Raw genomic sequence first — 26,307 nt, 5'->3', positions numbered from 1 at the left:
GGCCTGCCGTACGGCCGGGCGGGGGCATTTGAGGAGCGAGAGGCTAGCCGGTCACGCTTTGCTGCTTCATCGCCCTGTACGCCTCGGCTGGAACGAACTCCCTGACCGCGTCCATCACGCGCTGAACTCGCGCGCGCAACGCGTCGATCAGCACCTGCTCCACCGAGCTGCCGGTGAATCCGGTGCGGTCGTGCTCCACCCCGCCCCGCCAGATCCTTACGATCTTGCGGGTGTGCGTGATGTCGGCCGTGGGGTCACCGTCGACCAGGAGGAGATCGGCGCGCTTGCCGACCTCGACGGTGCCGCGGTCGGTCAACCCGTACGCGGCGGCCGGCCCGGACGTCGCGGCGCGAAGCGCCTGCTCGGCCGGCAGCCCCGCCTCCACCAGCAGTTCCAGCTCGTGGTGCAGGCTCGCCCCGTGCACGGTGCCGGGACTCGGCACGTCGGTCCCGGCGAGCAGCACCACGCCGGCCTCGATCAGCTTGGCCGTGTTCGCCAGCGCGAGGTCGTAGTCCGGCCCGCCCTCGCCCAGCCAGCCGTTCGGCGCGGGCAGGAGGTGCCGTCGCCAGAACTCCCCGAGGAACGGGCCGAGGTCCGGATCGGCGAGCAGCAGCCCGCCGCTCTGCCGACGGAGGGCGGCTTCGATGGTGACGAGCGTGGGGGTGACGGTCACCCCCCGCTCAACCACCCGCTCCACGAACTCGTCGTCGAACACGCCGTCGGCCGGAACATGCTGCAGCCCGTGGGCGCCCGCGTCCACCGCGTCGGAGGCCGCCTCGGCCGAGTTGGCGTGCACCACGACGGTGAGGCCGTGCGCGCGTCCCGCCTTGACCAGCGCGTCCAAGGTCTGCCTGCTCAGCTGGGGGACCGGGATGGGCGTTTTGACACCGCGGTCGTAGAAGATCTTGAGGTAGTCCGAGCTGTCGGCGATCCGCGCCAGCACGAACTCCTCGGCCTGCTCGGGGCCGGTGGCGTAGGGAAAGTCGCCGTACATCATCGAAGGGTGGCCGCCCGGTGCGGTCGCGCCGATCCCGGCCGAGCGCAGGTCCGCCATGTCGGAACGGACACCGGCCTGTTGCCTGAGCCGGCGCGCCAGCTCCGGCTTGCTGAACATGTCCAGCTCGGTGGTGACGCCGAAGGCCAGTGCCTGGTGCAGCGCTCCTGACAGCAGGTGGGTATGGGCGTCGATGAGCCCGGGGAGCAGCATGCCCCCATGGCCGTCGACCAGCACGTCACCAGGCTCGGCGATGGCGCGGTCGCCAAGCTGGGTGATCAGAGGGCCGGTGAACCGGGCGGCGGTCGCGGTCGTGACCCGGGTGCCGTCGAAGACGCGGATGTTGATCAGAGTCGTTGCCGTGGACATGATCGGATGCTAAAACCTGACCAAACGTCAGGTTCAACCCTGCCGTCGCGCAGGCAGACGAGACCCCACGAGGCTGAGGAGGGGCGATGGCCGAGACCGGCACGACATGGAAGATCGGGCAGCTGGCCGGCCTGACCGGCCTGACCGTGCGGACGCTGCACCACTACGACCGGATCGGGTTGTTACGGCCGTCGGCGCGGACGCCGTCCGGGCACCGGATCTACAACGAGCACGACGTGCGCAGGCTCTACGCGGTGATCACCCTGCGCAGTGTCAGGATGCCGCTGGAGTCGATCGCCCTGCTGCTTCATGGGGAGCCCGACATCGTCGGGCTGCTCCACGACCACGTGGCGCACATCGACCGGCAGATGGCCGCCATGCGCGCCCTGCGCTCCCGGCTGTCGCTCCTGGTCTGGTCCGCCGAGGAGAAAGGGGTTCCGGGAGCCCCCGACCTGCTCGACCTGATCGAGCAGGTCAACACCACGGAACAGGCGTTCAGCGGCTACTTCTCCGACGAACAGCTCGCCTCCCTCGCCAGGCGGCGAGACATCATCGGTGACCGGCCCATGAACGACGCGATGGCGGAATGGCCGAAACTCATAGCGGAGGTCCAGGCCAGAATGGACGCGAACACCGATCCGTCCGACCCTCGGGTCCAGGAACTGGCGCGGCGCTGGACGCGGCTGGTCGAGATGTTCGACGGCGGAGATCCCGGACTGCGTGACTCGCTTTACCGCATGCGAGACGACCACGACCAGGAGATCCGCCAGGGAGGCGGCCCCGGCACGGAGATGATCGACTACATCAAGCGGGCCTGTGCGGCGGCATCGGGCACCTGATCCACAAGACCGCCTCGGACCGGGCCGCAAGGGGCGATGGTTCTAGACCCCGGTGGCCATGTCGAAGAAACGCAGCTCCAGCCGTACGGCACGGCGGAAGAAGTCGAGAACGCGCAGCTGCCCGTCCTCGGTGAGCTCCGGGCCGAGACGGTCGAGCTCGCCGCGCAGGAACCTCACCCAGGCCCGGAACACCGGTCCCTCGTGCAGGTCGATCCACTCGCGGTGGACGAAGTTCTCCGGCAGCGGCTCCTCGGCGAGGCTCGCCCAGCCCAGGTAGCTCCACTCCGCGACGCACAGCACCGCGAGGATGAGCGGATAGTCCAGGCTGGTCCTGGCCTCGTCCATCAGGGCGCGGAAGTCGGCCGTCACCGGCTCCAGCGGCGGGCGGGTCATGTCGGCCCGGGTGGCGCCGAGGGCGGCCAGCGCGCGGTGGAAGTAGGTTTTCTCCTCGGTCGTGGCGGTCTCGCCCAGGAACCGGCCGAACGGCACCCGTGACTCGAAGCTGTCCGCGCTGGCCACCGCCGCGCCGAGCAACGCGGTGAAGGAGTCGACGAACTGGAAGTCCTGGATCAGGTAGCGGCGCATGTCGCCGTCGGACACCTCGCCCCGGGTTATCGACGCGGCGAACGGATGGGTCACCACCGCGGTCCACTCGGGCTCGCAGCTCGACCGCAGCCACTCGCTGAAAGCGGGGTCGACGGCGGTCGCGCGCCACTCGTCGTAGGCAACCTGGCTCACCGGGCTTCTCCTCGGGATCTAGGGGATGTCGATCCAGTATGTCGCCGAGGTCTCGCCACGGTTTCCGCGGACACGGGCGGGCATACGTTCACTCGATGTGACCGCCTGTCAGGCGTTCCCGGCCGGCCCGGGTACCGGCCGGGAACGACCAAGCAAGCCATTGACCATCAAAACATCAGACCATTAGCGTCAAGATCTCGTCGTTCAGGGGGAGACCGTGACCGTGCACGAACCCGGCCTCGGCCGGTACTACGAGGACTTCGCCGTCGGCGACGTCTACCAGCACCCGCTCGGCCGCACGATCAGCGAGGCCGACAACACGTGGTTCACCCTGCTGACGATGAACACCAACCAGAACCACTTCAACGCCCACTTCGCCGAGCGTGCCCCGGTCGGGAAGGTCATCGTCAACTCGGGCCTGACCGTGGCCATCGTCCTGGGCATCTCGGTGATCGACGTCAGCCAGACCGCGTTGATGAATCTCGGCTGGGACGAGATCAAGCTGACCCATCCGGTGTTCCTGGGCGACACCCTCTACGCCGAGTCGATCGTGCTGGACAAGCGGGAGTCGAAGTCGCGGCCCTACGCCGGGATCGTCACCTGCCGCACGCGCGGCCTCAACCAGGACGGCGACGAGGTCATGTCCTGGCGCCGCTCGGTGATGGTCTACCGGCGCGACGCCCCGCACGACAAGGGATATTTCCCGCAGGCCAAGACCGGCCCGCTGACGATGTGAGGATCTCGCCATGGACTTCGAGCTGAGCGACGAACAGCAGCTGTTCCGCCGGACCCTGAGGGAGTTCGTCGACAAGGAGATCGTGCCCGTCGCCTCGGAGTGGGAGCGGGCGGGCCGATACCCCACCGAGATCGTCGAGCGGTTCAAGGAGATGGGGCTGTTCGGGATGACGGTCCCCGAGGAGTACGGCGGGCTGGCGCTGGACCGGGTGTCGTTCGCGCTGGTCTTCGAGGAGATCGCGCGCGGATGGATGGGGGTGGCCGGGGTGCTCGGCTCGCACTCGCTGGCCACCTGGATGATCGCCGCCCATGGAACCGAGGAGCAGAAGGAGGCCTACCTCCCGGACCTGGCCACCGGCGCCCGCCGTACCGGCATCGCGCTGACCGAGCCCGCCGCCGGCACCGACCTGCAGGGCATCCAGGCCCGGGCGGTCCGCGACGGCGACCACTACGTGATCAACGGCACCAAGACGTGGATCACCAACGCCCGGCACGCCGATCCGATGCCCGTCCTGGTCAAGACCTCCGTCACCGAGCCCGCGCACCGCGGCATGTCCCTGATCCTGATCGAAGCCGGGACACCCGGCTACACCGTCAGCCGGGACCTGCCCAAACTCGGCTACAAGGGCACCGAGACCTGCGAGATCGTCCTGCAGGACGTTCGCGTTCCGGCGTCGCGGCTGCTCGGCGGGGTCGAAGGGCGGGGAATGCAGCAGGCGCTGTCGGCCCTGGAACTCGGCCGGATCAACATCGCCGCCCGCGCGGTCGGCGTCTCTCAGTGCGCCTACGACGCCGCGCTGAACTACTCGCGCGAACGCCACGCCTTCGGCCGGCCCATCGCCGACTTCCAGGCGATCCAGCTCAAGCTCGCCGACATGGCCACCGATATCCAGGCGGCCAGGCTGCTCACCTACTGGGCGGCGACCCGCTCGCAGGCCGGTGCGGTGAACTCCGAGGCCGCGATGGCCAAGTACTTCGCGTCGGAGGTCGCCCTGCGGACCACCACGGAAGCGATGCGGATCCACGGCGGCTACGGCTACTCCCAGGAGTTCGTCCTCGAACGCCTCTACCGCGACGCGCCCCTGATGGCGATCGGTGAAGGCACGAACGACATCCAGCGGCTGGTCATCGCCAGAGCCCTGATCGCCGGCACGGCCAAGGTCGGCTGGTGACCACCGACACGGCCGGGATGGCCGGGATGGCCGGGATCGGCCGGTTGGAGGCGGTGCCGTCGAGGCGGGCCGGCCGGCACCGCTAAAGTCGGCTGATGATCCGATCCGCGCTGTACGTCCCGGGTGATCAGCCCGGCAAGCTCGCCAAAGCACTCGACCGGGGCGCGGACGCCCTGATCGTCGATCTGGAGGACGCGGTCCTGCCCGCGCACAAGGACGCGGCCCGAACGGCTGTGGCCGAGTGGTTACGGGGGGTGGAACCTGGCGGTCCGGAGATCTACGTCCGGGTGAATCCGGGCGAACCAGGCCATGAGGACCTGCGGGCCGTGGCCGTACCCGGGGTGCGCGGGGTCTGCGTGGCCAAGACCGAGTCGGCCGCCGAACTGGAGGCCGTGGACGGCGTGCTCGCCGAGGCGGAGGCCGCCGAGGGACTGCCCGCCGGCGCGATCGCCGTCTGCCCGCTGCTGGAGAGCGCCGGGGCGGTCCTGGCGGCCCCGGAGATCGCCCGAGCGCCCCGCGTTCTCCGCCTGCAGATCGGCGAGGCCGATCTGCGCGCCGAACTGGGTGTCGAACCCGGCCCGGACGAGCGTGAACTCCTCTGGGCCCGCTCCCAGGTCGTCCTCGCCTCCGCCGCCGCCCGGCTCGCCCCGCCCCTCGCCCCGATCAGTACCGACTTCCGCGACCTCGACGCCCTGCGCGCCTCCACCGTCGCCCTGAAGCGTCTGGGCTTCCGCGGCCGGACCTGCGTCCACCCGGCCCAGGTGCCCGTGGTCAACGAGGTCTTCACACCCGCCGAGGAGGAGATCGCCCAGGCCCGTGACCTGATCGCCCGCTTCGAGGGCGCCGAGACCGGAGTCGTCACCGACGCCCGCGGCCGCATGGTCGACGAGGCGATCATCCGCGCCGCCCGGCGCCTTCTATCCTGATCCGATGACGGATGGAAGGTGCCCGTTCTGCGCCATCGCGGCAGGGGAGCAGCCAGGCCACGTGGTGTCCTCCGACGAGGTGGCCACGGCTTTCCTGGACATGCGGCCGGTCTTCAAGGGACACGTCCTCGTGGCGCCCACGACGCACGTCGAGACGCTGCCGGACCTCCCGCCGCCGGCGGTCGGCCCGTTCTTCGAGCGGGTCCAGGCGCTTGCCGCCGCCGTCGAGCGGGGCCTGGAGGCGGACGGCACGTTCGTGGCGATGAACAACCGGATCAGCCAGAGCGTCCCGCACCTCCACGTTCACGTCGTCCCCCGCCACCGCAAAGACGGCTTGCGTGGCTTCTTCTGGCCCCGCACCAAATACGCCGACTCCGCCGAGGCCGAGTCCTACGCCGCGCGCATCCGTACGGCCCTCGAACCGGGTTGAGCCCATGAGGCGGCGACCAGAAGCCTCTCGCGGTCATGATGATTGCCTGGAGGTGGTGGGACGTGGGGGAGATACCTGTGGTGACGCCGGGGACCGGGCCACTCGCATGCCGCAATCACCTGGTGGCGTCTGTCCTTGTGACGGGCTCCTGCGGGTAGTTCTTCAGCGCGATCTCGTCGTGCAGTCGCAGGCCTCTGGCGCCGAGGCCGGTCAGGGCACGGGTGATCGGGGTGGGGGCGTGGTTGATCAGCCGTGTTCCCTGGATCAGGCCCCACAGGCCCAGGTGGGTGCTGGGGATGAGTCGTTTGGCGGCGCCGACGGCGAAGGTACGGCTGCGCCGTACGTAGTCGCCGATCTCCCGCTCGTAGGCCGGGAACGCCCGCGTGTGGTCGCCGTGGGCCTCGGCCAGCTCGCCGGCCAGGACGTAGGCGCCCACCACGGCCAGGCTGGTGCTGCCGCCGACCGCGGGGCCCGGGCAGTAGCCGGCGTCGCCGACCAGGCTCACCCGACCCCGGGACCAGGTGTCCATGCGCAGCTGGGTGATCGAGTCGAAGTAGAACGTCGACGCGCGGTCCAGTTCCTCGCCCAGGAGGCGGGGCACCTCCCAGCCCAGCCCGGCGAAGTGCCGGCGCAGCAGTTCCTTCTGCCGGTCGACGTCCCGGTGGTGGTAGTCGAGCTCGGCGGCGGGGCGGAACATGAAGACCGCGCGGGCGTCGTCCATGTGCGCCCCGCCGTACACGCCCACCATCTTGTCCACGCCCGTGATCCCGTCCATGCGGTCGCGCAGGCCCAGGTAGTTGGGTATCGACATGACCGCCAGGTAGGCCCCGATCCAGGTGGAGAAGCGTGACTCCGGGCCGAAGGTCAGGCGCCGGACGTTGGAGTGCAGCCCGTCGGCCCCGATCACCAGGTCGAACCTGCGGGCGGGCCGCTCCTCGAAGGCGACGTCGATGCCGTCGGCGGTCTCTTCCATGGCGGTGATGGAGTCGCCGAAGAGGTATTCCACGTCGGGCAGGGTGGCCTCGTAGAGGATCTCGCCCAGGTCGTCCCGCATGATCTCGACGTGCCGGTCGGACACGGCGCTTATCAGCTTGCCGACCTCCAGCTTGTGCAGGCGGTCGTTGTTCTCGGAGCGGAACGTGATCCACTCGGTGCCGGTCCTCTTGGCCTGGACCGGCTTGATCAGGCCCATCTTGTCGATGATGTCCATGGCCGGGCGGAACAGGTCGACCGCGTGCCCGCCCGCCTTGCGCAGCGCCGGGGCCCGCTCGACCACGGTGACGGCGAAGCCGTGCCTGTTGAGCCAGTAGGCCAGGACGGGACCGGCGACGCTGGCGCCGGAGATGAGGATCCGCATGGATCTCTCCTTACTTAACGGAAGGTAAATTATTTACCTAACGATAGGTAAGCACGGTTCGCCGCCGGGTGCAAGGACTTACTTAACGATAGGTAAGCGGTATCCTTGCCTCATGGCGAGAGCTTCGGACACCAAGACGCGCATCCAGGCGGTGGCACGTGAGCTCTTCCTGGAGCAGGGCATGCAGAACACCAGCCTGAAGCAGATCGCCGATCGGCTCGGCATCACCAAACCGGCCCTCTACTACCACTTCGAGTCGAGAGACGACCTGGTCAGGAGCATCATTCAGCCGCTCATGGACGACCTGGAGGCGTTCGTGGCCGGGCGTGAGCCCGGGGACGGGCGGCAGCTGCTCGAAGACTACTTCGACCTCATCTGGCGGCACCGCGAGGTGATCGTGGTGGTCCTGCACGCGCCCGCCGCGCTGGTCGAGCTCAACCTGATGGACCGGATGTGGGAGTGGCGCAAGCGGCTGACCGCGCTCCTGCTCGGCCCCAGCCCCTCGCTCACCGCGCAGATCCGCGCGACCGTGGCGCTCGGCGGCATGTCGGACTGTGCGGTGGAGCACGCCACCCTCCCGTTCGAGGAGGTCAAGGCCGCCGCCGTGGAAGCCGCCCTGGGCGCCCTGACTCCCTAGTGCTGCGCTCCTCAAAAGCAGTGGTCAAACCGGCGACGTAGCCGTCGCCGTCCATGACCGCCAGGTCGCCGGTGTGCATACACCGGGCGGCGTCGATGGCCTCGGCAGTCTTGCCGGATTCGTTCCAGTAGCCGAGCATCACCGAGTAGCCACGGGCGCACAGCTCGCCCGGCTCGCCCCGCGGCACGGTCAGCCCGGTCTCCGGGTGCACGATCTTGACCTCGACGTGCCGACCTGGGTCGGGTTCGGCCGCGGCAATGCCGAGATCGCCAGGCGCCTGGGGCTGCTGCCGGAGGCCGTCAAGAGCTACCTGCGCGGGGCGATGCGCAAGCTCGGCACGCACAGCCGGCACGAGACGGTGGTGGCCGCCCGACGGCTGGGGCTGATGCCATAGGCCCGGTCACACCCGAAGCGGGGTCGGCGATCATCGCCGGACCGAGACGGAGGGCGGGAGGCCGTGGCGGCTGGTCCTGTCACGTCGCGCTGGGAGTGGGGCTCGGCGTCTCCTTGGGGTGCACCACGATGGGCACGCTGGACCTGACGATGCCCGAGCCCTTGATGGCCTGACCGTCGTGCAGCTTCCAGGTCTCGAGCTGGTAGGTGCCCGGCGCGACGTCGGTCCACTTGTGGTACTGCCAGGCGTTGCAGGCGAACTGCACGGCCTCGCGGCTGGGCCGTACGGCCACCCAGTAAACGGTCGTCCCCTGGGGACAGCTCTTGTACGACCAGAACTCGACATCCCCCGCGGTCGTCTGCGTCCACCACGGAGAGAAGATCCGGAACGCCATCCGGTCGATCCGAACCGGGAACCCGTACCCCTTGACCACCTGCGGCGCCCCGGACGCCGGCACGGCCAGCAGCGCCGCCGTCGGACCCGTCCCACCTTCCGACGGCGTGAACAGCGAGTAGGCGAGCAGCAGGGCGGCGATCATGACAGCGGCGGGAGCCAGGTAACGGGGCCGCTTCCACCAGGGGGCGACCGTCGGCGGCGGCGCCACGGCGGGCGCGTCCGGCTGAGTCCCGGCGGGCTGCCTGCCGAGTTCCCGCCAGCGTTCGAGCCACGGCTCCGGATCGTGCTCGCAGGCCCGCACGTAGGAGTCCACGAACTCCCGTGAGGGCAACTCCTTCGGCGTGAGCCGCCGTGAGAGCGTGCTGGGGTGGTAGCGCATCCGGCGCCCCAGCTCCTCCAGAGTCAGCGTGCCGCGTAACCGCCGCAGGTCGTCGACGAACTCCGCGACCGGACCCTCTTCCCGATCGATGGGGTGATCCTTGCGTCCACCTCGCGCCATGGGTTGCTCCTCTGTCGCTGTGCAGTTGTTGCGGTTGTTGCTGCTTTGTTTCCGCAGCTTGCAGGGGGTGTCGAAGGCTTATCGCCTAGGGCAGCATCGGTCCGGGACGATCACCATCCATGATCGCCATCATCTCATCCGCTCCCCCTCAGGAAGGACCCTCATGTCCACGATGTCTGCTCTTGCACGCCTGGCCGCGACGGCGGCTCTGACCACGGGGCTCGCCCTGGCCGGGTCTGCCGTCCACACCCCCGCCGCCCAGGCCACGACCCAGGGCCTGCCCTGCGGCGGCGAGCGCATCGACCGCACCCAGATCACGGCCAGGAGTGGGAGCGCGGCGATGAAGGGCGCGTTCTTGCACGTCTATCGCAACGGCAGTCGCGTGTGCGCCTTCACCAACACCAGCCTCGCGGCCGAAAGCTACGCCAAGTTCATGTCGGTCTCGATCTGGGTCTGCGGGCGCACCGTCGCCGAGTGCCGTGACTACCAGGACCACCTCGACGGCGGCGGCTACCACCACCGGCCGAACGCCGAGAACTACGTGAAGCGGGGCTTCTACCGGACCGACGGGGCCACCCTCATCGCCGGCAGCCAGTGCATCCGGGCCTGGGGGCGCGTGGTGTTCACCGACTCGAGCGGCAGGCAGTTCGCCGGGGAGGCGAACAGCGCGATCTCCTGCCCGGGCTGAGCCCGGCCTCCACCCCCCGTCGCGCGGCCACGTAAGGACAAGGACAGTGACTGAGAAGTACGGCGAGTACGTGGTGGCCGGCACGCTCGGCTCGGGCGGCCAGGCCGTCGTCCACCTTGGCCTGGGGTCGGACGGCGGGCGGGTGGCCATCAAGGTGCTGCTCGACTCGATGACCGGGGACCCCGACGCGCTGCGGCGCTTCGAACGCGAAGCCGCCGCCGCGCGCCGGGTGGCGCCGTTCTGCACGGCCAGGGTGCTGCGCACCGGCGTGGACGGCGGCCGGCCCTACCTCGTCAGTGAGTACGTCCCCGGCCCCTCCCTGCACTCGCTCGTCAGGACCGACGGCCCGCGCACCGGCGGCGGCCTCGACCGCCTGGCCGTCGCCACCCTGGCGGCCCTCGTGGCCATCCACCGCGCCGGCGTCGTCCATCGCGACTTCAAGCCGTCCAACGTCATCATGGGCCCCGAAGGCCCCGTCGTGATCGACTTCGGGATCGCCAGCGCCACCGGCCATCTGCTCACCCACAACGCCATGGGCACCCCGGCATACATGTCGCCCGAGCAGTTCGAGCAACGCGAGCCGACCCCGGCCACCGACCTGTTCAGCTGGGCGCTCACCATGATCTTCGCGAGCACGGGACGGCAGGCGTTCCCCGGCGCCACCGTGCCGGCGCTCATGCACGCCGTCCTGACCGCCGAACCCGACCTGACCGGTGTCCCCTCCCGACTGCTTCCGCTTCTTCGCGACTGCCTCGCCAAGGACCCCGCAGCCCGTCCCACGGCCGCCGCCCTGCTGTCCCGGTTCCTCCACGACAACCCCGGCCTGTCGACCGCCGATGTCCGCCTCGACCTCCGTGAGTCGCCTTCGCGCGGTCTTGTCCTGGACGGCCCCGGAGGGCCACGCGGGACTGCCGCTCCGCCGGACTCGGCCGTCCGGGCCTCCACCACCCGCCCACCCGGCACCGCCCGTCCGTGGTGGAAGAAGCCTCTGGCGGTGATGCCCGTCGCCGTCGTGATCTCCGTGCTGTTCCTCGTGTACCCGCCGGCCCCCTCCCCGGGGAACGCGGGCGGGAACGGGCCCGCGGCTCCGGGGAGCACCCCTTCTCCCCATGGGACGGGTCCGGCGGCGGCGCTGCTGGCCGTGCCGGCGTCCGGGGCGCCGCAGGTGGTCAAGGGGTACGGGTTCCCGGTTCGGATCGACCGGATGGCGTTCCGGATCTTCTCTCCGTGGTGGACGCAGACGACCGCGGGGGATGTCGAGTTCTGGTCGTACAAGAGCTGTCCCCAGGGGACGACCGTTTACTGGGTGGCCGTACGGCCCAGCCGCGAGGCCGTGCAGTTCGCCTGCAACGCCTGGCAGTACCACAAGTGGACCGACGTCGCGCCGGGCACCTACCAGTTCGAGATCTGGAAGCTGCACGACGGTCGGATCATCAAGGGCTCGGGCGTCGTCAGGTCCAGCGTGCCCATCGTGGTGCACCCCAAGACCACCTCGCCGACCGGCTCGTGACGGGCCGGGAGCCGATACGGCCGACCGGCCACCACTGCCCGCGCGGATTCCCGTCACCAGCCCCGATCTCGCCACCAACGAAAGACATCAGCGATCTTCGAACGAAGGAGTCAGATACATGTCCACCAAACTGAGCGCGATGGTCGGCCTGCTCTGCGCCGCACTTCTGCTCACCGCCTGTGGGAGCGGGCTGGGCGCGCTGGAGGGCGCATGGGAGGAGGTGGACGCCGACGACTCTCCGGTGGCGGTTGAGATCACCGGGGACGGCGCGATCACCACCAGCGCAGACGGTAACGCCTGCACGGGCACCGTCAAACCCGCCGACGACGTCTACAAGTTCATCGTGGACTGCGGCTTCGGCAAGAGCAGCGGGACCCTCACCCTGTCCGACGACGGGGAAACACTCACCGTCGGACAGGGTGAGCACGATCCGCTCACACTCTCCCGCGCCGACTAGGTGTGCTGACCCGTGAGGTTGGGGACGCGGATGATGGGTGGACTCCGTCGTTGCGCCCGCCGTTGAAGACGGACATCGCGGTATTGATCTACGTTGTGAATGTGTCGGGCTGGTCAGCGACCTCATCCGCCGATCCGAACGGCTTGCCTTCTCGGAGGGACGATCATGAACCTGGCCGGATAGGGTCCGAGCGTGGAACTCGTCGTCGCGGTGCTCCTGGTCGCCGCCCTGGTCGGTGTCCCGGCCCTGGTGTTGTGGCGGGTGCTGCGCGGCAGGCGGGAGCTGGGCAGTAGCCCGGCCGAGCGGGCGACGTTCGAGACCCTGCACACCGCGTCGCTCGCGGCGCCGCCGTTGCGTGCCGGGCTGACCGAGGCCGGCACACAGAAGGCCTCCCGGCACCTGCGCGAGCTGCTCGGCTCCCCGGCGCTGGCGATCACCGACGGGGAGCGGCTGCTGGTCTACGACGGTGAGGGCGACCATCATGCCCGTGACGCGTTCGCGCACGCCGCCAAGACTCTCGCCGGCGGCCGTACCCGGGTTCTCGGCCCGGAGGTCGTCTCGTGCGAGACCCCTGAGTGTCCGATCAGGTTCGCGGTCGTGGTGCCGCTCACCACCGACGGCCGGGTGGTCGGCTCGCTGGCCGCCTACGGCGGTCACGCCTCGGCCGGGCTGGTCCGGGCGACCCACGAGGTGGCGAGCTGGGTGGACTCCCAGCTGGAGCTGGCCGAGCTGGACCGCTCCCGGACGCGGCTGATGGAGGCCGAGGTGCGGGCGCTGCGCGCGCAGATCTCCCCGCACTTCATCTACAACTCGCTGACGACCATCGCGAGCTTCGTCCGCTCCGACCCCGACCGGTCCCGCGAGCTGCTGCTGGATTTCGCCGACTTCACCCGCTACTCCTTCCGGCGGCACGGCGAGTTCACCACGCTGGCCGAGGAACTGCGTTCCATCGACCGCTACCTCACTCTGGAGCGCGCCCGCTTCGGAGACCAGCTCCAGGTCACGTTGCGGATCGCCCCGGAGGTGCTCGCGGTGGCCGTGCCGTTCCTGTGCCTGCAGCCCCTGGTGGAGAACGCGGTCCGGCACGGTCTGGAGAGCAAGCCCGGCATCGGCCGTATCTCGATCATCGCCGAGGACGCGGGCGCCGAGTGCCGGATCAGCGTGGAGGACGACGGCGTCGGCATGGACCCGGAGCGCCTGCGCCGCATCCTGGCCGGTGACGCCGATGAGCGGTCCGGGACGGGGGGAGTGGGCCTGGCCAACGTGGACGAGCGGCTGCGCCAGGTCTACGGAGACGAGTACGGGCTGGTCGCCGAGACCGGGAAGGGCGCGGGCACCAGGGTCAGCGTCCGCCTGCCGAAGTATCACCCCGGCGTCTCCGCCCACTGAGCTGCGGGGTTCCGGATCGCCTGCCGGGCCCGCGCGGGCTCCGGTGCGCCCGGCGGCCGGCCGAGGCGTCGCGGGGTCTGTTCCTCCGGCCGGTGAGAACCCGGGGAGGTATTGCAGAGGATTCTATGCATAATTTACTCTGCACTCATGCCGCCAAGATCCTCGCGGCAGGTGGACGCCCCGCTGCTGAAGGCGCTGGCGCATCCCCTGCGCATCGCCATGCTCAGTCAGCTGTCCCTGTACGGCCCGGCGACCTCGGCCCAGCTCGGCCGCAGGCTCGGCGAGTCGACGGGGGTGACGAGCTACCACCTCAGGGAGCTCGCCAAGCACGGGCTGATCGAGGACGATCCCGAGCATTCCGGCGGCGGCCGGGAGCGGTGGTGGCGGTTCGTCCCCCAGCTCCTCACCATGCGGGGCTTCTCCTTTCTGCGCGACGCCGAGACCAGGGGTGCCGCCGAGGTGGTTCTGCGCGAACTGGAGCAGGGCCGGGCGGAGCGGTTCCACCGCTGGCTGGCCGAGGCGGAGTCCTTCGGGCAGCGGTGGATGGACGCGTCACAAGACTCGATGACGCACTTCCGGCTCAATGCTGAGCAGCTCGCGGCCATGGTCGGGGAGCTGCGGGCGGTCCTCGACAGATATCTGGACCTCGCCCCCGGCGAGGGCGCGGAAGCGGTCGAGGTGCAGATCAACGCGTTTCCCCTGCGCGCTCCCGAAGAACCGGCCCCTCACCTGGAGGAAGCATGACCGCCACTCCCGCCGATCCGGTGGAGACCACCGACCCCGTGCCGGTGGAGACCACCGGCTCCGTGCTGGGAGAGACCGCCGACCTGATGCCGGTGGAGACCGCCGACCCGCTTCCGGGGGAGGGTGCACACTCCGCTTCCGGGTCCGCGCCGGTTTCCGCCCGGACGGCCTCGCCGGGGGAGGGCGCGGCCGGTTCCCCCGGCCCGGCGGCCTCCGGAGGGCTGGGGCGGCGGTTCTGGTCGTTGTTCGCCTCCAGCACCGTGTCCAACCTGGGTGACGGCATCGGGCGGGTCGCGCTGCCGCTGCTGGCGGTGACCCTGACCCGGGATCCGGTGCTCGTCGCCGCGTTGTCGTCGCTCACCTTCCTGCCCTGGGTGTTGTTCGCGATCGTCAGCGGCGCGCTGGTGGACCGGCTGGACCGCCGCAAGGCGATGGTCGTGGCGGAGTTCACCAGGGCCGTGGTGGTCGGCCTGCTGGCGGCGGCGGTGCTGACCGGCCAGGCCGCCATGTGGATGCTCTTCGTGGCCGCGTTCGCGCTCGGCGCCATCGAGACGATCTACGACAACGCGGTCCACTCCCTGCTGCCCGCCGTGGTCCGGCGAGACCAGCTGGAGAAGGCCAACGGCCGGGTCGAGGCGGCGGCCGTCGTCACCGACGGCTTTCTCGGCGCCCCGGTGGGCAGCGCGCTGTTCGTGGTCGCGGCGGCGATCCCGTTCATGGCGAACTCGGTGGGCTTCCTGCTCGCGGGAGTGCTTCTGTTTCTCCTCCCGGGCCGCTACCGCGCCGAAGCGGTCTCCGACCGGCCCGCGAACCTGCGCCGGGAGATCGGCGAAGGGGTGCGCTGGCTCTGGAACCACAAGGCGTTGCGAGGCATCACGCTGATCGGCACGCTCTCGGCGGGGATGAACCAGGCCGCGATGGCCGTGCTGGTGTTGTTCGTCGTGGACGTGCTGCGGCTGCCCGCCGCGGCCTTCGGCTGGTTCGCTCTCGCCTCCGGGGCCGGAGGGGTGGCAGGCGGCCTGGTCGCGCCCGTGCTGGTGCGCCGGTGGCCGCGTGCCGCCGTGATGGCCGTCGCGATGACCGTTTCCGGGGCGGGCTTCACGCTCGCCGGGCTCTTCCCTTCCACGGCGATGCTCGCGATCGTCTCCACGCTCGTCGGCGGATCGCTTCTCGTGTGGAACGTCCTGATCATGTCGGTCCGTCAGACGCTGATCCCCGCCCATCTGTTCGGCCGTGTCCTGGGAGTGATCCGTACTCTGCTGTGGGGGTTGATCCCGGTGGGAGCGCTGGGGGGCGGTCTGCTGGCCGGGGCGTTCGGGCTGCGCACCGTCTTCGTGATCAGCGGTTGCGTGATGCTGGCGCTCATGGTGCCGCTCTGCCTGGTGCTGTGGCGCTACCGGGCGCTGCTCAACACACTTGGCGGGTCCAGAACTGTTGACACGTGATGTCTGATTCATCACCCTCTAGGGATTCCCTCGTGAATGACCTGGAGGAGTGACCGTGACCGGCCTGCGTGTCCTGGCGGTGGATGACGAGCTGCCCGCGCTGGAGGACCTGGCCTACCTGTTGCGGGACGACCCTCGCATCGGTGAGGTCTCCCTGGCCAGGGACGGGGCCGCCGCGCTGCGGGCCCTGGACCGGGCGATCGCCGAGGGGCGGCCGATCGACGCGGTCTTCCTCGACATTCGTATGCGCGGCCTGGACGGGGTGGTGCTCGGCAGGCTGCTGTCGCAGTTCGCCAACCCGCCGAGGGTGGTGTTCGTGACCGCCTACGAGGAACACGCGGTGGACGCCTTCGAGATCAAGGCCGAAGACTACCTGCTCAAACCGGTCCGGCCGGAGCGGCTGGCCGAGGCCATCCGGCGGGTGTGCGTCGCGGCCGAGCTGCCGGACGGCGACGGTGCCGGCCGTACCGATCCCGGAACCATCCCGGTCGAGCTGGGCGGCGTCACCCGGTTCGTGTCCAGCACCGAGGTCCGCTACGTGGAGGCGCAGGGCGACTACGCGCGCCTGCACACGGCGGGCGGCAGCCACCTGGTTCGCATCCCGCTGGCCACGCTGGAGGAACGCTGGTCGTCGGCGGGGTTCGTCCGGGTGCATCGCAGTCATCTGGTCGCCGTCAGGCACATCGACGAGCTGCACATCGACTCGGGCCGCTGCGTGGTCCGCATCGGGGAGACGGAGATCCCCGTCAGCCGCCGTCACACCCGCGAGTTACGCGACCTGCTGGTCCGCCGGGCACGCAAGGGACGGCCGGAATGAGCCAGGAACCCCGCAGCGGCGAGGAGGCGGAACCGCGACGGCGGATGGCCGACCGGTTCACCCGGGCGGTGGAACGGCCGCGCAAGGAGGCGGACCGGCTCATCCGGGTGGTGGAGCGGCCGTGGAAGGAGATGGATCGGCCGCGCCGGGAGGTGGTGACCAGTCCTCGTACCAGGGCCGCCCGCCATCCCCGCTACCCGGTGACCCGGGAGATCGATGAGCAGACCCGGCTGGGCGAGGTCTACATGCGCTCGCTGGTCCGCACCCAGTTCCGGCTGGCCGTGTTCGTCTGCACGGTGCTGGGCTGCGTGGCGGGCGGTCTGCCGCTGCTGTTCCTGCTCGTGCCGGAGCTGAGGGCGGTCCGGCTGCTCGGGATCCCCCTCCCGTGGGTGGTGCTGGCCGGTCTGATCTACCCCGCGTTCGTGGTCGGCGCCTGGCTCTACGTACGGCAGGCCGAACGCAATGAGCGTCACTTCGCCGAGCTGGTGGACCGGGCGCCGTGAGCACCGCCTATGGCGTGACCTCGGTCGTCCTGGTGGTGCTGGCGGCGGTGCTGATCGGGACGTTCGGCGTCCGGCTGTCGCGCACCACCTCCGATTTCTACGTCGCCTCCCGCACGGTCTCCCCGCTGTGGAACGCCTCCGCCATCGGCGGGGAGTATCTGTCGGCGGCGAGCTTCCTGGGCATCGCCGGGCTGATCCTCACCTACGGGGCCGACATGCTGTGGCTGCCGGTCGGCTGGACCGGCGGCTACCTGGTGCTGCTCGTCCTGGTCTCGGCGCCGCTGCGCCGCTCGGGCGCCTACACGCTGCCCGACTTCGCCGAGGCGCGGCTGGAGTCGATGGCCGTGCGCCGGATGGCCGGCGTGCTGGTCGTGATGATCGGCTGGCTGTATCTGATGCCGCAGTTCCAGAGCGCCGGTCTGGTGCTGCGGGCCATCACCGGCGCGCCCGACTGGGCCGGGGGGTTGCTGGTGGCGGCCGTGGTCGTGGTCAACGTGATATCCGGCGGCATGCGGTCGATCACGTTCGTGCAGGCCTTCCAGTACTGGCTCAAGCTCACCGCGCTGGCGGTGCCGCTGGTGTTCCTGCTGCTGGCCTGGCGGGCGGACGGCGCACCCGGGCTGAGCGCGCAGGACGCGGCCACCTGGGCCCTGCCGCTGTCCAGCGGCAAGGAGTACGGCCTCTACTCGACCTACTCGCTGATCCTGGCGACGTTCCTGGGCACCATGGGGTTGCCGCACGTGCTGGTCCGCTTCTACACCAACCCCGACGGCCGGGCCGCGCGCCGTACGACGCTGGTCGTCCTGTCGCTGCTGGGTGCCTTCTATCTGCTGCCGGCCGTCTACGGCGCGCTGGGCCGGATCTACGTGCCGGAGCTGAGGGGCAGCGACGCGGTCGTGCTGACGCTGCCCGGGAGGCTGATCGGGGGAGTGGCGGGGGACCTGCTGACCGCGCTGGTGACGGCCGGGGCGTTCGCGGCGTTCCTGTCCACCTCCTCGGGCCTGACGGTCTCGGTCGCGGGTGTCATCGGGCAGGACATCCTCAAGGGCGGGGTGCGCTCGTTCCGGGCCGCGACCCTCGTGGCCGTGGTCGTGCCGCTGGGCCTGGCCACGTCGGCCCGCTCGCTGCCGGTCGCCGACGTCGTGGGGCTGGCCTTCGCGGTGGCGGCGTCCTCCTTCTGCCCGCTGCTGGTTCTGGGCATCTGGTGGTGGCGCCTGACCTCCACCGGCGCGATGGCCGGGCTGCTCGTCGGTGGTGGCCTGGCCTGCGGCGCGGTCCTGCTGACGATCGCCGGAGGGCCCTACACGGGCCTGCCGGGGGCGCTGCTGGCCCAGCCCGCCGCCTGGACGGTGCCGATCGCCTTCGCCGTCATGGTCGTGGTCTCGCTGCTCACCCCGGGCCGCATCCCGGCCGGTGTGGCCCGCATCATGGTCCGCCTGCACACTCCCGAGACCCTCGACCTCGATCGCGGGGACTGGCGGCCCCGGTCCTCTTGACTTGAACCATGACATGTGTCGAAATGATCAGTAATGCGTTGATATTCCGATTATCTTGGTGAGGGAGTGAACGCGATGGGCAACAGCAATTCCAACGGCCAGTCGCTGCTGAAGCCGGACGGCTTACAGCTGGAGGACAGCTTCTCGTTCACGCTCGCCGAGACGGTTTTGCTCGACCAGTTCTTCACCGTGCGGTTCGCACCGGACGTGCTCTGACAGTGGTGGCGCGCGCGCAGCGGGAGCGTGGCGCCGACCTCGCCGATGCGCTGTCCGTCATCGAGTCGGTGCTCGCCGACCACGGTCTCTCGGCAGACTTCGTCTCCACAGGCTCACCGGAGTTCCCCGTGCACCGCTGCACCGTCCGGGACCCGGATGGGCGCGTGGTCGCCGCGTCCCTCGGCAAGGGAGCCGGCGCGCAGAGCACGGTGAGCGCGCTGTTCGAGGCGTGGCAGCACTTCCAGCACGAGGAGGGCCAGGCCGCGCTCGCCCGGGACCACCGGCGCGTGCGGGTGCTTCCCGTCGCGACCGTGGTGGCTCAGCCGGAACTGCGCGAGGAGGAGATGATCCATCGGCTCGCCCGCGACTACCCGGACGCCGGCCTCGCCTGCCTGCGGGCCGAACCCCTCACCCGTGGGCGGTCCGCGCTCTGGTACCCGGCGTTCGCCCGGTCGCCGTCCTGCCGCAGCCACCCGATCCCCGGCGACGACCTGCGCTACACGCCGTATCTCCGTTACGCCTACGACAGCGGCACGGCCGCCGGGGTCACCGAGCCGGAGGCCCTCCTGCACGGCCTGCTGGAGGTCGTCGAGCGGGACGCGCTGTCGCACGCCCTCCTGGACTGGTACCTCGACGGCGAGCCGAGGCTCTCCGCGCTCGACCCCGGCCTTCTCCCGCCCGACCTGCGCCGCCTCCACGACGAGGCGGAGGCTCGTCTCGGCGCGCCCCCGCTCGTCATCGACATCACCTCCGACCTGGGCATCCCCGCCTACTGCGCGCTCGCCTCGCGCGCCGGGCCCTACCCGGGGGTGATCGGCTCCGGCGCCTCCCTCGACGCCGAGTACGCGGTGGAGCGCGCGCTCACCGAGGTGGTCCAGTCCTCGTTCAACATGTCACTCGGCGTGGACCTGACCCTGGCGCGCAGACTGGAGAGCCTGCGGCGGTGGCCGCTGCTCGAACGCTGCGCCCGGCTCGACCCGGCCCCGCTGATCGACCGCATCGCGTTCGACGCCAGGCTCCCCGGTGGGGAACCGGGAAGCGTCGACGAGCAGATCGCCGTGATCCTGGGGACGCTGGAGCGGGCAGGATTCGCCGCCTACTTCTTCCGCTGGAACCCCGCACAGGACAGGTGCCCGGTGCTGACCGTGATCGTCCCCGGCCTCGAAACGTTCGCCATGGTCCACAGCGCCGTTCCGGTGTTTCCCACGGGCCGGGCCGTACGGCGGCTTGCCAGCCAGCGGTAATGCGGGAAGTCCTGCGCGGACGTCAGTTCCGGCTCATCTACTTCGGGATGGTCGTCAGCCTCCTGGGCGACGCGTCGCTGCTGCTCATCCCGGCGATCCTGGCCAAGAGGCTCACCGGCTCGGACGGCGCCGCCGGGCTGACCCTGTTCTTCTTCACCCTGCCGCTGTGCTTCTCACCGCTGTTCGGCTACGTGATCGACCGCGTCGACCGCCGGAAGTTCCTGATCGCCACGTGCGTGCTGTCCGGGGCGGCGCTCACCCCGCTGGTCGCGGTGACCGGCCGGGAGACCTTCTGGTTCGTCTACCCGGTGTCGGCGGCGATGGGCTGCTCCTACGCGGCGATCTTCGGGGCGCTCAACGGGCTGCTGAAGAGCGTCCTGCCGGAGGGGCTCCTCGCCGAGGCCAACGGCGCCCTCCAGACGGCCCGGCAGGGACTGCGCCTGGTCGGGCCGCTGCTGGGCGTGGCCGTCTACACGAACTGCGGCATCGGCGCGGCCGTCCTGCTCGACGCGATCACGTTTCTGGTCGCCGCGGCGGCCTTCGCGGCCCTTCCCGAACCGCCCGCCGTCCCGGCCGTGCCCCGCGGCCGCTGGCGTGAGGAGTTCTCGGCCGGGGCCCGGCACATGGTCGCGGATCCGTTCCTGCGCCGCGCGACGGTGACCTTCTGCCTGATGTTCACACTGGCGGGGGCGACCGAGTCACTGATCTTCGCGGTCATCGAGCACGGCCTTCGCCGGACCCCGGAGTTCACCGCGTTCACCTCCACCGCGATGGGCGTGGGCGCGATCATCGGGGGAGTGTACGGTTCCACGGTGATCGCGCGCCGCAGCGAGCTGTTCGCGATCGGCGCGGGCATCGCCCTGTACGGCGCGGCGGTCATCCTGTGGATGATCCCCGCGGTGGCGGTCATGCTGGGCGCGATGACGATCGCGGGTGCCGGTCTGACCCTCGCGGGCGTGGCCAGGACGACCCTCGTGCAGCGCCGCAGCCCCGGCCACCTCGTCGGCCGGGTCTCCACCGCCTTCGAGGCCGCCTCCGGCGCGACCCAACTGCTGTCCCTGGTCGCGGGCGCGGCGCTGGTGTCGCTCGTCGACTATCGCGTTCTGCTGGCCGTGGTCGGGCTGACCGTCTGCGGTGCCGGGGCACACGCGCTCCGGGGACGGGTCCCGGTGGAGGCCGACTGACTTCGCCATGCCTGTCCTGAAGCGCCTGTCCCGAAGCGTCTCGCGAAGCATCGGCGTCCGGGAGAGAAGGGCGAGGGAGGCGGTCTTCGGCCGGTGAACCCTCGACGGGAACCGCTCGCCGCACGAGACGGACCTTTCACCGCAAGCCCTCACCAGCTGAACGCGACGCGGAGCAAGCTGAGCGAAGAGTCCGCCTCCGGGCCTCCTCGCGGGGTACCGTCCCCTCCTACGTTATTCGTGATCCAGATCACATTCGTGGGAGGTCTTCGCATGACCACCAAAGAGCACGACTCGTCGGTCTATGAACAGGCGCAGGGCAGCGAGCAGTTCCAAGAGCTGAAGCGAAGGTTCCGCGCCTGGACGTTCCCGATGACGGCGGCTTTCCTGACGTGGTACCTGCTTTACGTGATCCTGTCCGGCTGGGCGCGTGATCTCATGAGCGTCAAGGTGCTGGGCAACATCAACGTGGCGCTGATCCTCGGCTTGCTCCAGTTCGTGTCCACGTTCTGGATCGCCTGGGCCTACTCCCGGCACGCGGAGAAGAAACTCGACCCGATCGCCGACGAGATCCGCCACGAAGCCGAGAGCAGGAACGCATGAGCCACCAGACGCTTTCGACGATCCTGTTCCTGATCTTCGTCGCGGGAACGCTGGGCATCACCTTCTGGGCCAGCCGCAACACCAAGGACGCCACCGACTTCTACGCCGGCGGCCGCTCCTTCAGCGGTGTGCAGAACGGCCTGGCCATCGGCGGCGACTACATGTCGGCCGCGAGCTTCTTGGGCATCGCCGGGATCATCGCGCTGTCGGGTTATGACGGCTTCCTGTACTCGATCGGTTTCCTGGTCGCCTGGCTGGTGGCGCTCCTGCTGGTCGCCGAGCTGATGCGCAACTCCGGCAAGTTCACCATGGCCGACGTGCTGGCCTTCCGGATGAGCCCGCGCCCGGTCCGCACCGCGGCGGGCGTCTCCACCATCACCGTGTCGATCTTCTATCTGCTGGCCCAGATGGTCGGCGCGGGCGCGCTGGTCGGCCTGCTGCTCGGCGTCACCTCGCCGACGGGCAAGGCGCTGACGATCGTCGGCGTCGGCCTGCTGATGATCGTTTATGTGGTGGTCGGCGGCATGAAGGGCACCACCTGGGTCCAGATCGTCAAGGCCGTGCTGCTGATGAGCGGCGCGGCACTGGTCACCCTGCTGGTGCTCGGCAAGTACGGCTTCAACCTCTCGGGGCTGCTCGGCGACGCCGCCGCGCAGAGCGGCAAGGGCGGCCAGTTCCTCATCCCGGGCGGGAAGTACGGCACCGAAGCGCAGGGAATCGCCGGGAAGATCGACCTGATCAGCCTGGGCCTGGCGCTCGTGCTCGGCACTGCGGGCCTGCCGCACATCCTCATCCGCTTCTACACCGTTCCCACCGCGAAGGAGGCCCGCAAGTCGGTTCTCTGGGGCATCGGCATCATCGGCACCTTCTACCTGCTCACCCTCGTGCTCGGCTTCGGCGCGGCGGCGCTGGTCGGCGGCAAGGCGATCGTGGTGCAGGACAAGGCGGGCAACACCGCGGCGCCGATGCTCGCCGAGGCGATCGGCAGGAACATCTTCGGAGAGGTGGGCGGCACGATCCTGCTGGCCGTCATCGCGGCGGTCGCCTTCGCCACGATCCTGGCGGTCGTCGCGGGGCTGACGCTGGCCTCCTCGTCGAGCTTCGCCCACGACCTGTACGCCCACGTGTTCAAGCGGGGCAACGTGACCGATGGGGAGGAGGTCCTGGTCGCCAGGATCTCCGCCTTCGTCATCGGCGCGGTCGCCATCGGGCTCGGCATCCTCGCGCAGGGGCAGAACGTGGCCTTCCTGGTCGCGCTGGCCTTCGCGGTGGCCGCCTCCGGCAACCTGCCGGCGATCCTCTACAGCCTGTTCTGGAGGAGGTTCAACACCGCGGGCGCGGTCTCGGCCATCTACGGCGGGCTCGTCTCCGCCCTCGTCCTGGTGATCTTCTCGCCGGTCGTGTCGGGCAGTGCCACCTCGCTGTTCCCGGACGCGCACTTCGCCTGGTTCCCGCTGAGCAACCCGGGCATCGTCTCGATCCCGCTCGGTTTCCTGGCCGGCTACATCGGGACCCGGCTCAGCAAGGAGCACAACGAGGCGAAGTACGCCGAGATCGAGGTTCGCTCGCTCACCGGCCTTGGCGCGGAGCAGGCCGTCCAGCACTGACCCCGTTCAAGGGGCCCGGCGTTCAACAGGACCGGTGTTCAGGGGAGCCCGGGGTTCGAAGGGGCCCGGCCGCGGTGCGGCCGGGCCCCTTCACCGTGCGGGAAGCCACGCGCGAGAGGCGGGGGTGAGGAGCCACGGCCGGGACGCTAGCGGGACGCCTCGTCCAGTGTCTTCAGCTCGTCCTCGGACAGGTTCAGGCCGGTGATCGCCAGCAGTGTCCGGAGCTGCTCGACGTTGCGGGCGCTGGCGATCGGCGCGGCCACCGTGGGCTGGGCGGCCAGCCAGGCGAGCGCGACGGTGGCCGGGGCGACCTGGTGGTCGGCGGCCACCTTCTCCAGGGCCTCCAGCACCCGCGGGCCGCGCTCGGTCTCCAGGTACGCCGAGGCCCGGCCCGCGCGGGGGCTGTCCACCTCGACCCCGGGCTGGTATTTGCCGGTCAGGAAGCCGCGGGCCAGCCCGTAGTACGGCGTGCTGGTCAGCCCTCCGGCGGCCACCACCTCGCGCAGCGCCCCCTCGTAGCCGCGCTCCATCAGGTTGTACGGCTGCTGTAGCGCCTCGTAGCGGGCCAGGCCGTTCCGGTCGGAGACCGCCAGTGCCTCGGCCAGCCGCTCGGGGTCGTAGTTCGAGGCGCCGATGCCGCGCACCTTGCCCTCGCGGATCAGGGAGTCGAAGGTGCCCAGAGTCTCCTCCAGCGGCGTCCCGTCGTCGTCGACGTGCGCCCAGTACAGGTCGATGCGGTCGGTCCGCAGCCGCTGCAGCGAGTCTTCGACGGCCGCGCGGATGTTCGCCGCCGACAGCCCGGGACGGCTGTTCAGCATGCCGACCTTGGTGGCCACCACGATCTGGTCGCGGTTGCCGCGGGAGGCCATCCACTCGCCGATGATCGTCTCCGACTCCCCGCCGGTGTTCCCCGGAGCCCACTGGGAGTACACGTCGGCGGTGTCGATGAAGTTGCCGCCCGCCTCGGCGTAGGCGTCCAGGACGGCGAAAGACGTGTCGCGGTCCGCGGTCCAGCCGAATACGTTACCGCCCAGGCAGAGCGGGAAAAGGTTCAGCTCAAAAATGCTCACGGTTATCACCCTAATTTCCCGCGTGATCAATTTCCCGCGTGTCGTGCGTTCCGGAGGCATCGGTATTGATCGCGGGGGGAGTTATTATGTGTAACGTCAATAAGGATTGACGGAGGCTTCATGGCGCCCGGCTCACGGTTACGCGGACTCCTCATCGGTACGGTGATCGCGGGCGGGCTGGTCGTGCTGGTCGCGGCCGCCACGATCGCCCTCGTCGCCAACCGGCACCATCCGGTGGCCGAACCGCCCGGATCATCCCCCAGCCCGGGGCGGCTGGTGAAGACCCCCGGCGGGGTCGAGGTGGTCGAGGAGCGGCGGCTCGGCGAACGCCGGATGGAGCTGACGCTCCGCTCCACGGCCATCGACGGCCTCACCAAGGTCCGGCTGCTGTTGCCCAAGGGATGGTCCGCCGATTCCGGCAGGAGGTGGCCCACGCTCTGGCTGCTCCACGGTGGCCTGGACGACTACCAGGGGTGGTCGAAGTCGGACATCGAGGAGCTGACCGAGAACGTCCAGGTCATCGTCGTGATGCCCGACGGCGGCAGGTGTGGCAGCTACTCCGACTGGTACAACGGCGGCGACGGTGGCCCGCCCCGATGGGCGAGTTACCACCTGAAGGAACTGCTGCCCCTGCTGGAGCGCCGGTACGCCGCCGGTACGGAGCGGGCCGTCGCCGGATACTCGATGGGCGGCCAGGGCGCGATGCTCTACGCCGCCACCGGGAACTTCCGGGCCGCGGCCTCTTTCAGCGGCGCGGTGCACATCCTCATGCCCGGAGTCGACCTGGCGGTCATCCTCGGCACCACCGCGGGCTGCCCCGGCACCGACTGGAAGCGCATCTGGGGTGACCCGCGCGGCGACCGCGAGGTCTGGCGGGCGCACAACCCCTACGACCTGGCCGGAGAGCTCCGCGGGGTCCGCCTCTACGTGGCCGCCGGTGACGGCCGGAGGAAACAGGGCGAGATCTTCGGCGACATCACCGAGGAGCTCGCTTACAAGGCGGCCAGGGCTTTCGCCGGTCGGCTCAAGGAGCTCGGCGTCCCCGCCCGGACCCACTTCTACAGCGGCCGCCACACCATGACCTACTGGAACGCCGAGCTCCGCCGCGCGCTGCCGATGCTGCTCGACTCCATCGGGGCGAAATAGGCGCGAAACAGGCACGCGCCGTGACTTTCCCCGTACGGCGGGCATACGGCGCTGTCTCTCCGGCGGCATGGAAATCCGGCCTGGCCCGAGGCTATGGTCAGGCTGTGGCCAGCCTCAGGAAGCGTTCCGGTGAGTCAAGACGCGCGCGCGACATCTCGGATCCCGGCACGCGCACGCGCATCCTCGACGCCGCGGAAGAGCTGTTCGCCGGGGGCGGCTACGAGGCGACGCCCACGGCGGAGATCGCCCGGCTGGCCGGCGTGCCCAAGGGGCTCGTCTTCCACTACTTCCCCAAGAAGATCGACGTTCTGGTCGCACTGATCGACGAGCGCACGCTCGTGGAAGAGGTCCCCGACGTGGAGGCGGTCCCAGGCGACGCCGCGGGGACCCTGTCGCGGCTGGCCCGGTGCCTGCCGCTCAGGGCCTCCCCGGCGATGCGCCGCATCCTGTTCCGTGAGGCCGACACGCACGGTTCGGTCCGCGACCGGCTCGGCCGCCTGAACGGCGAGATCATCCGGCGGGCCCGGTTCGCGCTGGAGCTGGCGCTGCCCACGGCACGCGGCGACGCCGCCCGGCTGGAGGTGGCCGCGGTCACCTTCGCCGCGGTGCTGCTCTACCAGGAGAACCTCTGCCAGCTCACCGGCCACCACATCGACCCCGACGCGGTCGCCAAGCTGATCGCCCACGCCCTGGGGTGAGAGCGGC

At 70.1% G+C, this 26,307-nt stretch carries 28 protein-coding genes and 1 pseudogene; 23 read left to right on the top strand and 6 right to left on the bottom strand.

Annotated elements, in window-relative coordinates:
• Positions 1-43 precede the first annotated feature (43 nt).
• Positions 44-1,363 (bottom strand): amidohydrolase family protein, encoded by a 1,320-nt coding sequence (locus tag ACFY2X_RS15225; RefSeq protein WP_389938126.1) that lies wholly within the window; start codon positions 1,361-1,363, stop codon positions 44-46.
• An 86-nt stretch (positions 1,364-1,449) separates the two neighbouring features.
• On the opposite strand from ACFY2X_RS15225, the gene ACFY2X_RS15220 reads away from it, so the two are divergent.
• The gene (locus ACFY2X_RS15220; protein ID WP_389938123.1) at positions 1,450-2,202 is read left to right on the top strand and encodes a MerR family transcriptional regulator; all 753 of its coding nucleotides are present in this window, start codon (positions 1,450-1,452) and stop codon (positions 2,200-2,202) included.
• 42 nt (positions 2,203-2,244) lie between these two features.
• Here ACFY2X_RS15220 and ACFY2X_RS15215 read toward each other — a convergent pair whose 3' ends face one another.
• A complete protein-coding gene (locus ACFY2X_RS15215) occupies positions 2,245-2,940 on the bottom strand; it encodes a TenA family protein (RefSeq protein ID WP_389938121.1) in 696 nt (231 codons plus the stop codon).
• Positions 2,941-3,157: 217 nt separating this feature from the next.
• On the opposite strand from ACFY2X_RS15215, the gene ACFY2X_RS15210 reads away from it, so the two are divergent.
• The 4 genes from ACFY2X_RS15210 (at position 3,158) to ACFY2X_RS15195 (ending at position 6,203) form a co-directional block, all read left to right on the top strand.
• Positions 3,158-3,676 carry a MaoC family dehydratase gene (locus ACFY2X_RS15210; RefSeq protein WP_389938118.1) on the top strand — a complete coding sequence of 173 codons (519 nt, stop codon included), beginning with the start codon at positions 3,158-3,160 and terminating at the stop codon, positions 3,674-3,676.
• A gap of 10 nt (positions 3,677-3,686) precedes the next feature.
• Complete coding sequence (locus tag ACFY2X_RS15205; RefSeq protein WP_389938115.1) at positions 3,687-4,847, top strand: acyl-CoA dehydrogenase family protein; 1,161 nt, start codon at positions 3,687-3,689, stop codon at positions 4,845-4,847.
• A gap of 95 nt (positions 4,848-4,942) precedes the next feature.
• Positions 4,943-5,773, top strand: a complete 831-nt coding sequence (locus tag ACFY2X_RS15200) for an HpcH/HpaI aldolase/citrate lyase family protein (protein WP_389938112.1) — start codon at positions 4,943-4,945, stop codon at positions 5,771-5,773.
• Positions 5,774-5,777: 4 nt separating this feature from the next.
• Positions 5,778-6,203, top strand: a complete 426-nt coding sequence (locus tag ACFY2X_RS15195) for an HIT family protein (RefSeq protein ID WP_389938110.1) — start codon at positions 5,778-5,780, stop codon at positions 6,201-6,203.
• Positions 6,204-6,318: 115 nt separating this feature from the next.
• Here ACFY2X_RS15195 and ACFY2X_RS15190 read toward each other — a convergent pair whose 3' ends face one another.
• The gene (locus ACFY2X_RS15190; protein ID WP_389938107.1) at positions 6,319-7,560 is read right to left on the bottom strand and encodes an FAD-dependent monooxygenase; all 1,242 of its coding nucleotides are present in this window, start codon (positions 7,558-7,560) and stop codon (positions 6,319-6,321) included.
• Between the two features lie 112 nt (positions 7,561-7,672).
• On the opposite strand from ACFY2X_RS15190, the gene ACFY2X_RS15185 reads away from it, so the two are divergent.
• On the top strand, positions 7,673-8,197 hold the full coding sequence (locus ACFY2X_RS15185; RefSeq protein WP_389938104.1) for a TetR/AcrR family transcriptional regulator: 525 nt from the start codon (positions 7,673-7,675) through the stop codon (positions 8,195-8,197).
• Positions 8,198-8,228: 31 nt separating this feature from the next.
• Here the strand turns inward: ACFY2X_RS15185 and ACFY2X_RS15180 are convergent.
• A pseudogene (locus tag ACFY2X_RS15180) lies at positions 8,229-8,426 on the bottom strand (AMP-binding protein); the annotation flags it as partial.
• Here ACFY2X_RS15180 and ACFY2X_RS15175 point away from each other — a divergent pair.
• Positions 8,403-8,591: a response regulator transcription factor gene (locus tag ACFY2X_RS15175; RefSeq protein WP_389938101.1), complete on the top strand. Its 189-nt coding sequence runs from the start codon at positions 8,403-8,405 to the stop codon at positions 8,589-8,591. The pseudogene ACFY2X_RS15180 and the gene ACFY2X_RS15175 overlap by 24 nt on opposite strands.
• A gap of 79 nt (positions 8,592-8,670) precedes the next feature.
• On the opposite strand, the gene ACFY2X_RS15170 is transcribed toward ACFY2X_RS15175, so the two are convergent.
• Complete coding sequence (locus ACFY2X_RS15170; RefSeq protein ID WP_389938098.1) at positions 8,671-9,486, bottom strand: helix-turn-helix domain-containing protein; 816 nt, start codon at positions 9,484-9,486, stop codon at positions 8,671-8,673.
• 172 nt (positions 9,487-9,658) lie between these two features.
• Here ACFY2X_RS15170 and ACFY2X_RS15165 point away from each other — a divergent pair, with 172 nt between their 5' ends.
• The 14 genes from ACFY2X_RS15165 to ACFY2X_RS15100 all read left to right on the top strand — a co-directional run bounded on the left by ACFY2X_RS15165 (position 9,659) and on the right by ACFY2X_RS15100 (position 23,386).
• A complete protein-coding gene (locus ACFY2X_RS15165; RefSeq protein WP_389938096.1) occupies positions 9,659-10,174 on the top strand; it encodes a hypothetical protein in 516 nt (171 codons plus the stop codon).
• 46 nt (positions 10,175-10,220) lie between these two features.
• Entirely contained in the window at positions 10,221-11,684 is a 1,464-nt protein-coding gene (locus ACFY2X_RS15160) for a serine/threonine protein kinase (protein WP_389938093.1), read from the top strand.
• 118 nt (positions 11,685-11,802) lie between these two features.
• Positions 11,803-12,141 (top strand): hypothetical protein, encoded by a 339-nt coding sequence (locus tag ACFY2X_RS15155; RefSeq protein WP_389938091.1) that lies wholly within the window; start codon positions 11,803-11,805, stop codon positions 12,139-12,141.
• Positions 12,142-12,333: 192 nt separating this feature from the next.
• Positions 12,334-13,530: a sensor histidine kinase gene (locus tag ACFY2X_RS15150; RefSeq protein ID WP_389938088.1), complete on the top strand. Its 1,197-nt coding sequence runs from the start codon at positions 12,334-12,336 to the stop codon at positions 13,528-13,530.
• 147 nt (positions 13,531-13,677) lie between these two features.
• A complete protein-coding gene (locus ACFY2X_RS15145) occupies positions 13,678-14,274 on the top strand; it encodes an ArsR/SmtB family transcription factor (protein ID WP_389938085.1) in 597 nt (198 codons plus the stop codon).
• On the top strand, positions 14,271-15,719 hold the full coding sequence (locus ACFY2X_RS15140) for an MFS transporter (protein WP_389938082.1): 1,449 nt from the start codon (positions 14,271-14,273) through the stop codon (positions 15,717-15,719). Before ACFY2X_RS15145 ends, ACFY2X_RS15140 begins: the two co-directional genes overlap by 4 nt.
• A 55-nt stretch (positions 15,720-15,774) precedes the next feature.
• The gene (locus tag ACFY2X_RS15135) at positions 15,775-16,536 is read left to right on the top strand and encodes a LytR/AlgR family response regulator transcription factor (protein ID WP_389938079.1); all 762 of its coding nucleotides are present in this window, start codon (positions 15,775-15,777) and stop codon (positions 16,534-16,536) included.
• Complete coding sequence (locus tag ACFY2X_RS15130) at positions 16,533-17,039, top strand: hypothetical protein (RefSeq protein WP_389938076.1); 507 nt, start codon at positions 16,533-16,535, stop codon at positions 17,037-17,039. Before ACFY2X_RS15135 ends, ACFY2X_RS15130 begins: the two co-directional genes overlap by 4 nt.
• Positions 17,036-18,535: a cation acetate symporter gene (locus ACFY2X_RS15125; RefSeq protein WP_389938073.1), complete on the top strand. Its 1,500-nt coding sequence runs from the start codon at positions 17,036-17,038 to the stop codon at positions 18,533-18,535. The genes ACFY2X_RS15130 and ACFY2X_RS15125 overlap by 4 nt, the downstream gene beginning before the upstream one ends.
• A gap of 75 nt (positions 18,536-18,610) precedes the next feature.
• Positions 18,611-18,751, top strand: a complete 141-nt coding sequence (locus ACFY2X_RS15120; protein WP_389938070.1) for a hypothetical protein — start codon at positions 18,611-18,613, stop codon at positions 18,749-18,751.
• A gap of 5 nt (positions 18,752-18,756) precedes the next feature.
• Positions 18,757-19,995, top strand: coding sequence for a YcaO-like family protein (locus tag ACFY2X_RS15115; RefSeq protein WP_389938067.1), 1,239 nt, complete (start codon positions 18,757-18,759; stop codon positions 19,993-19,995).
• Complete coding sequence (locus ACFY2X_RS15110; RefSeq protein WP_389938065.1) at positions 19,995-21,179, top strand: MFS transporter; 1,185 nt, start codon at positions 19,995-19,997, stop codon at positions 21,177-21,179. The genes ACFY2X_RS15115 and ACFY2X_RS15110 overlap by 1 nt, the downstream gene beginning before the upstream one ends.
• A gap of 270 nt (positions 21,180-21,449) precedes the next feature.
• Positions 21,450-21,779 carry a DUF485 domain-containing protein gene (locus tag ACFY2X_RS15105; RefSeq protein ID WP_389938063.1) on the top strand — a complete coding sequence of 110 codons (330 nt, stop codon included), beginning with the start codon at positions 21,450-21,452 and terminating at the stop codon, positions 21,777-21,779.
• The gene (locus ACFY2X_RS15100; protein WP_389938060.1) at positions 21,776-23,386 is read left to right on the top strand and encodes a cation acetate symporter; all 1,611 of its coding nucleotides are present in this window, start codon (positions 21,776-21,778) and stop codon (positions 23,384-23,386) included. The genes ACFY2X_RS15105 and ACFY2X_RS15100 overlap by 4 nt, the downstream gene beginning before the upstream one ends.
• 146 nt (positions 23,387-23,532) lie before the next feature.
• Here ACFY2X_RS15100 and ACFY2X_RS15095 read toward each other — a convergent pair whose 3' ends face one another.
• On the bottom strand, positions 23,533-24,456 hold the full coding sequence (locus tag ACFY2X_RS15095) for an aldo/keto reductase (RefSeq protein WP_389938059.1): 924 nt from the start codon (positions 24,454-24,456) through the stop codon (positions 23,533-23,535).
• Positions 24,457-24,576: 120 nt separating this feature from the next.
• On the opposite strand from ACFY2X_RS15095, the gene ACFY2X_RS15090 reads away from it, so the two are divergent.
• Positions 24,577-25,602, top strand: a complete 1,026-nt coding sequence (locus tag ACFY2X_RS15090; protein WP_389938056.1) for an alpha/beta hydrolase — start codon at positions 24,577-24,579, stop codon at positions 25,600-25,602.
• Between the two features lie 104 nt (positions 25,603-25,706).
• Complete coding sequence (locus ACFY2X_RS15085; protein ID WP_389938053.1) at positions 25,707-26,300, top strand: TetR/AcrR family transcriptional regulator; 594 nt, start codon at positions 25,707-25,709, stop codon at positions 26,298-26,300.
• The last annotated feature ends 7 nt before the right edge of the window (positions 26,301-26,307 follow it).

It is taken from the genome of Streptosporangium sp. NPDC000396 (assembly GCF_042898655.1).
GTDB lineage: Bacteria > Actinomycetota > Actinomycetes > Streptosporangiales > Streptosporangiaceae > Streptosporangium.
Note: the sequence above shows the minus strand (reverse complement) of the source record. Positions and strands in the feature narration are given on the sequence as shown.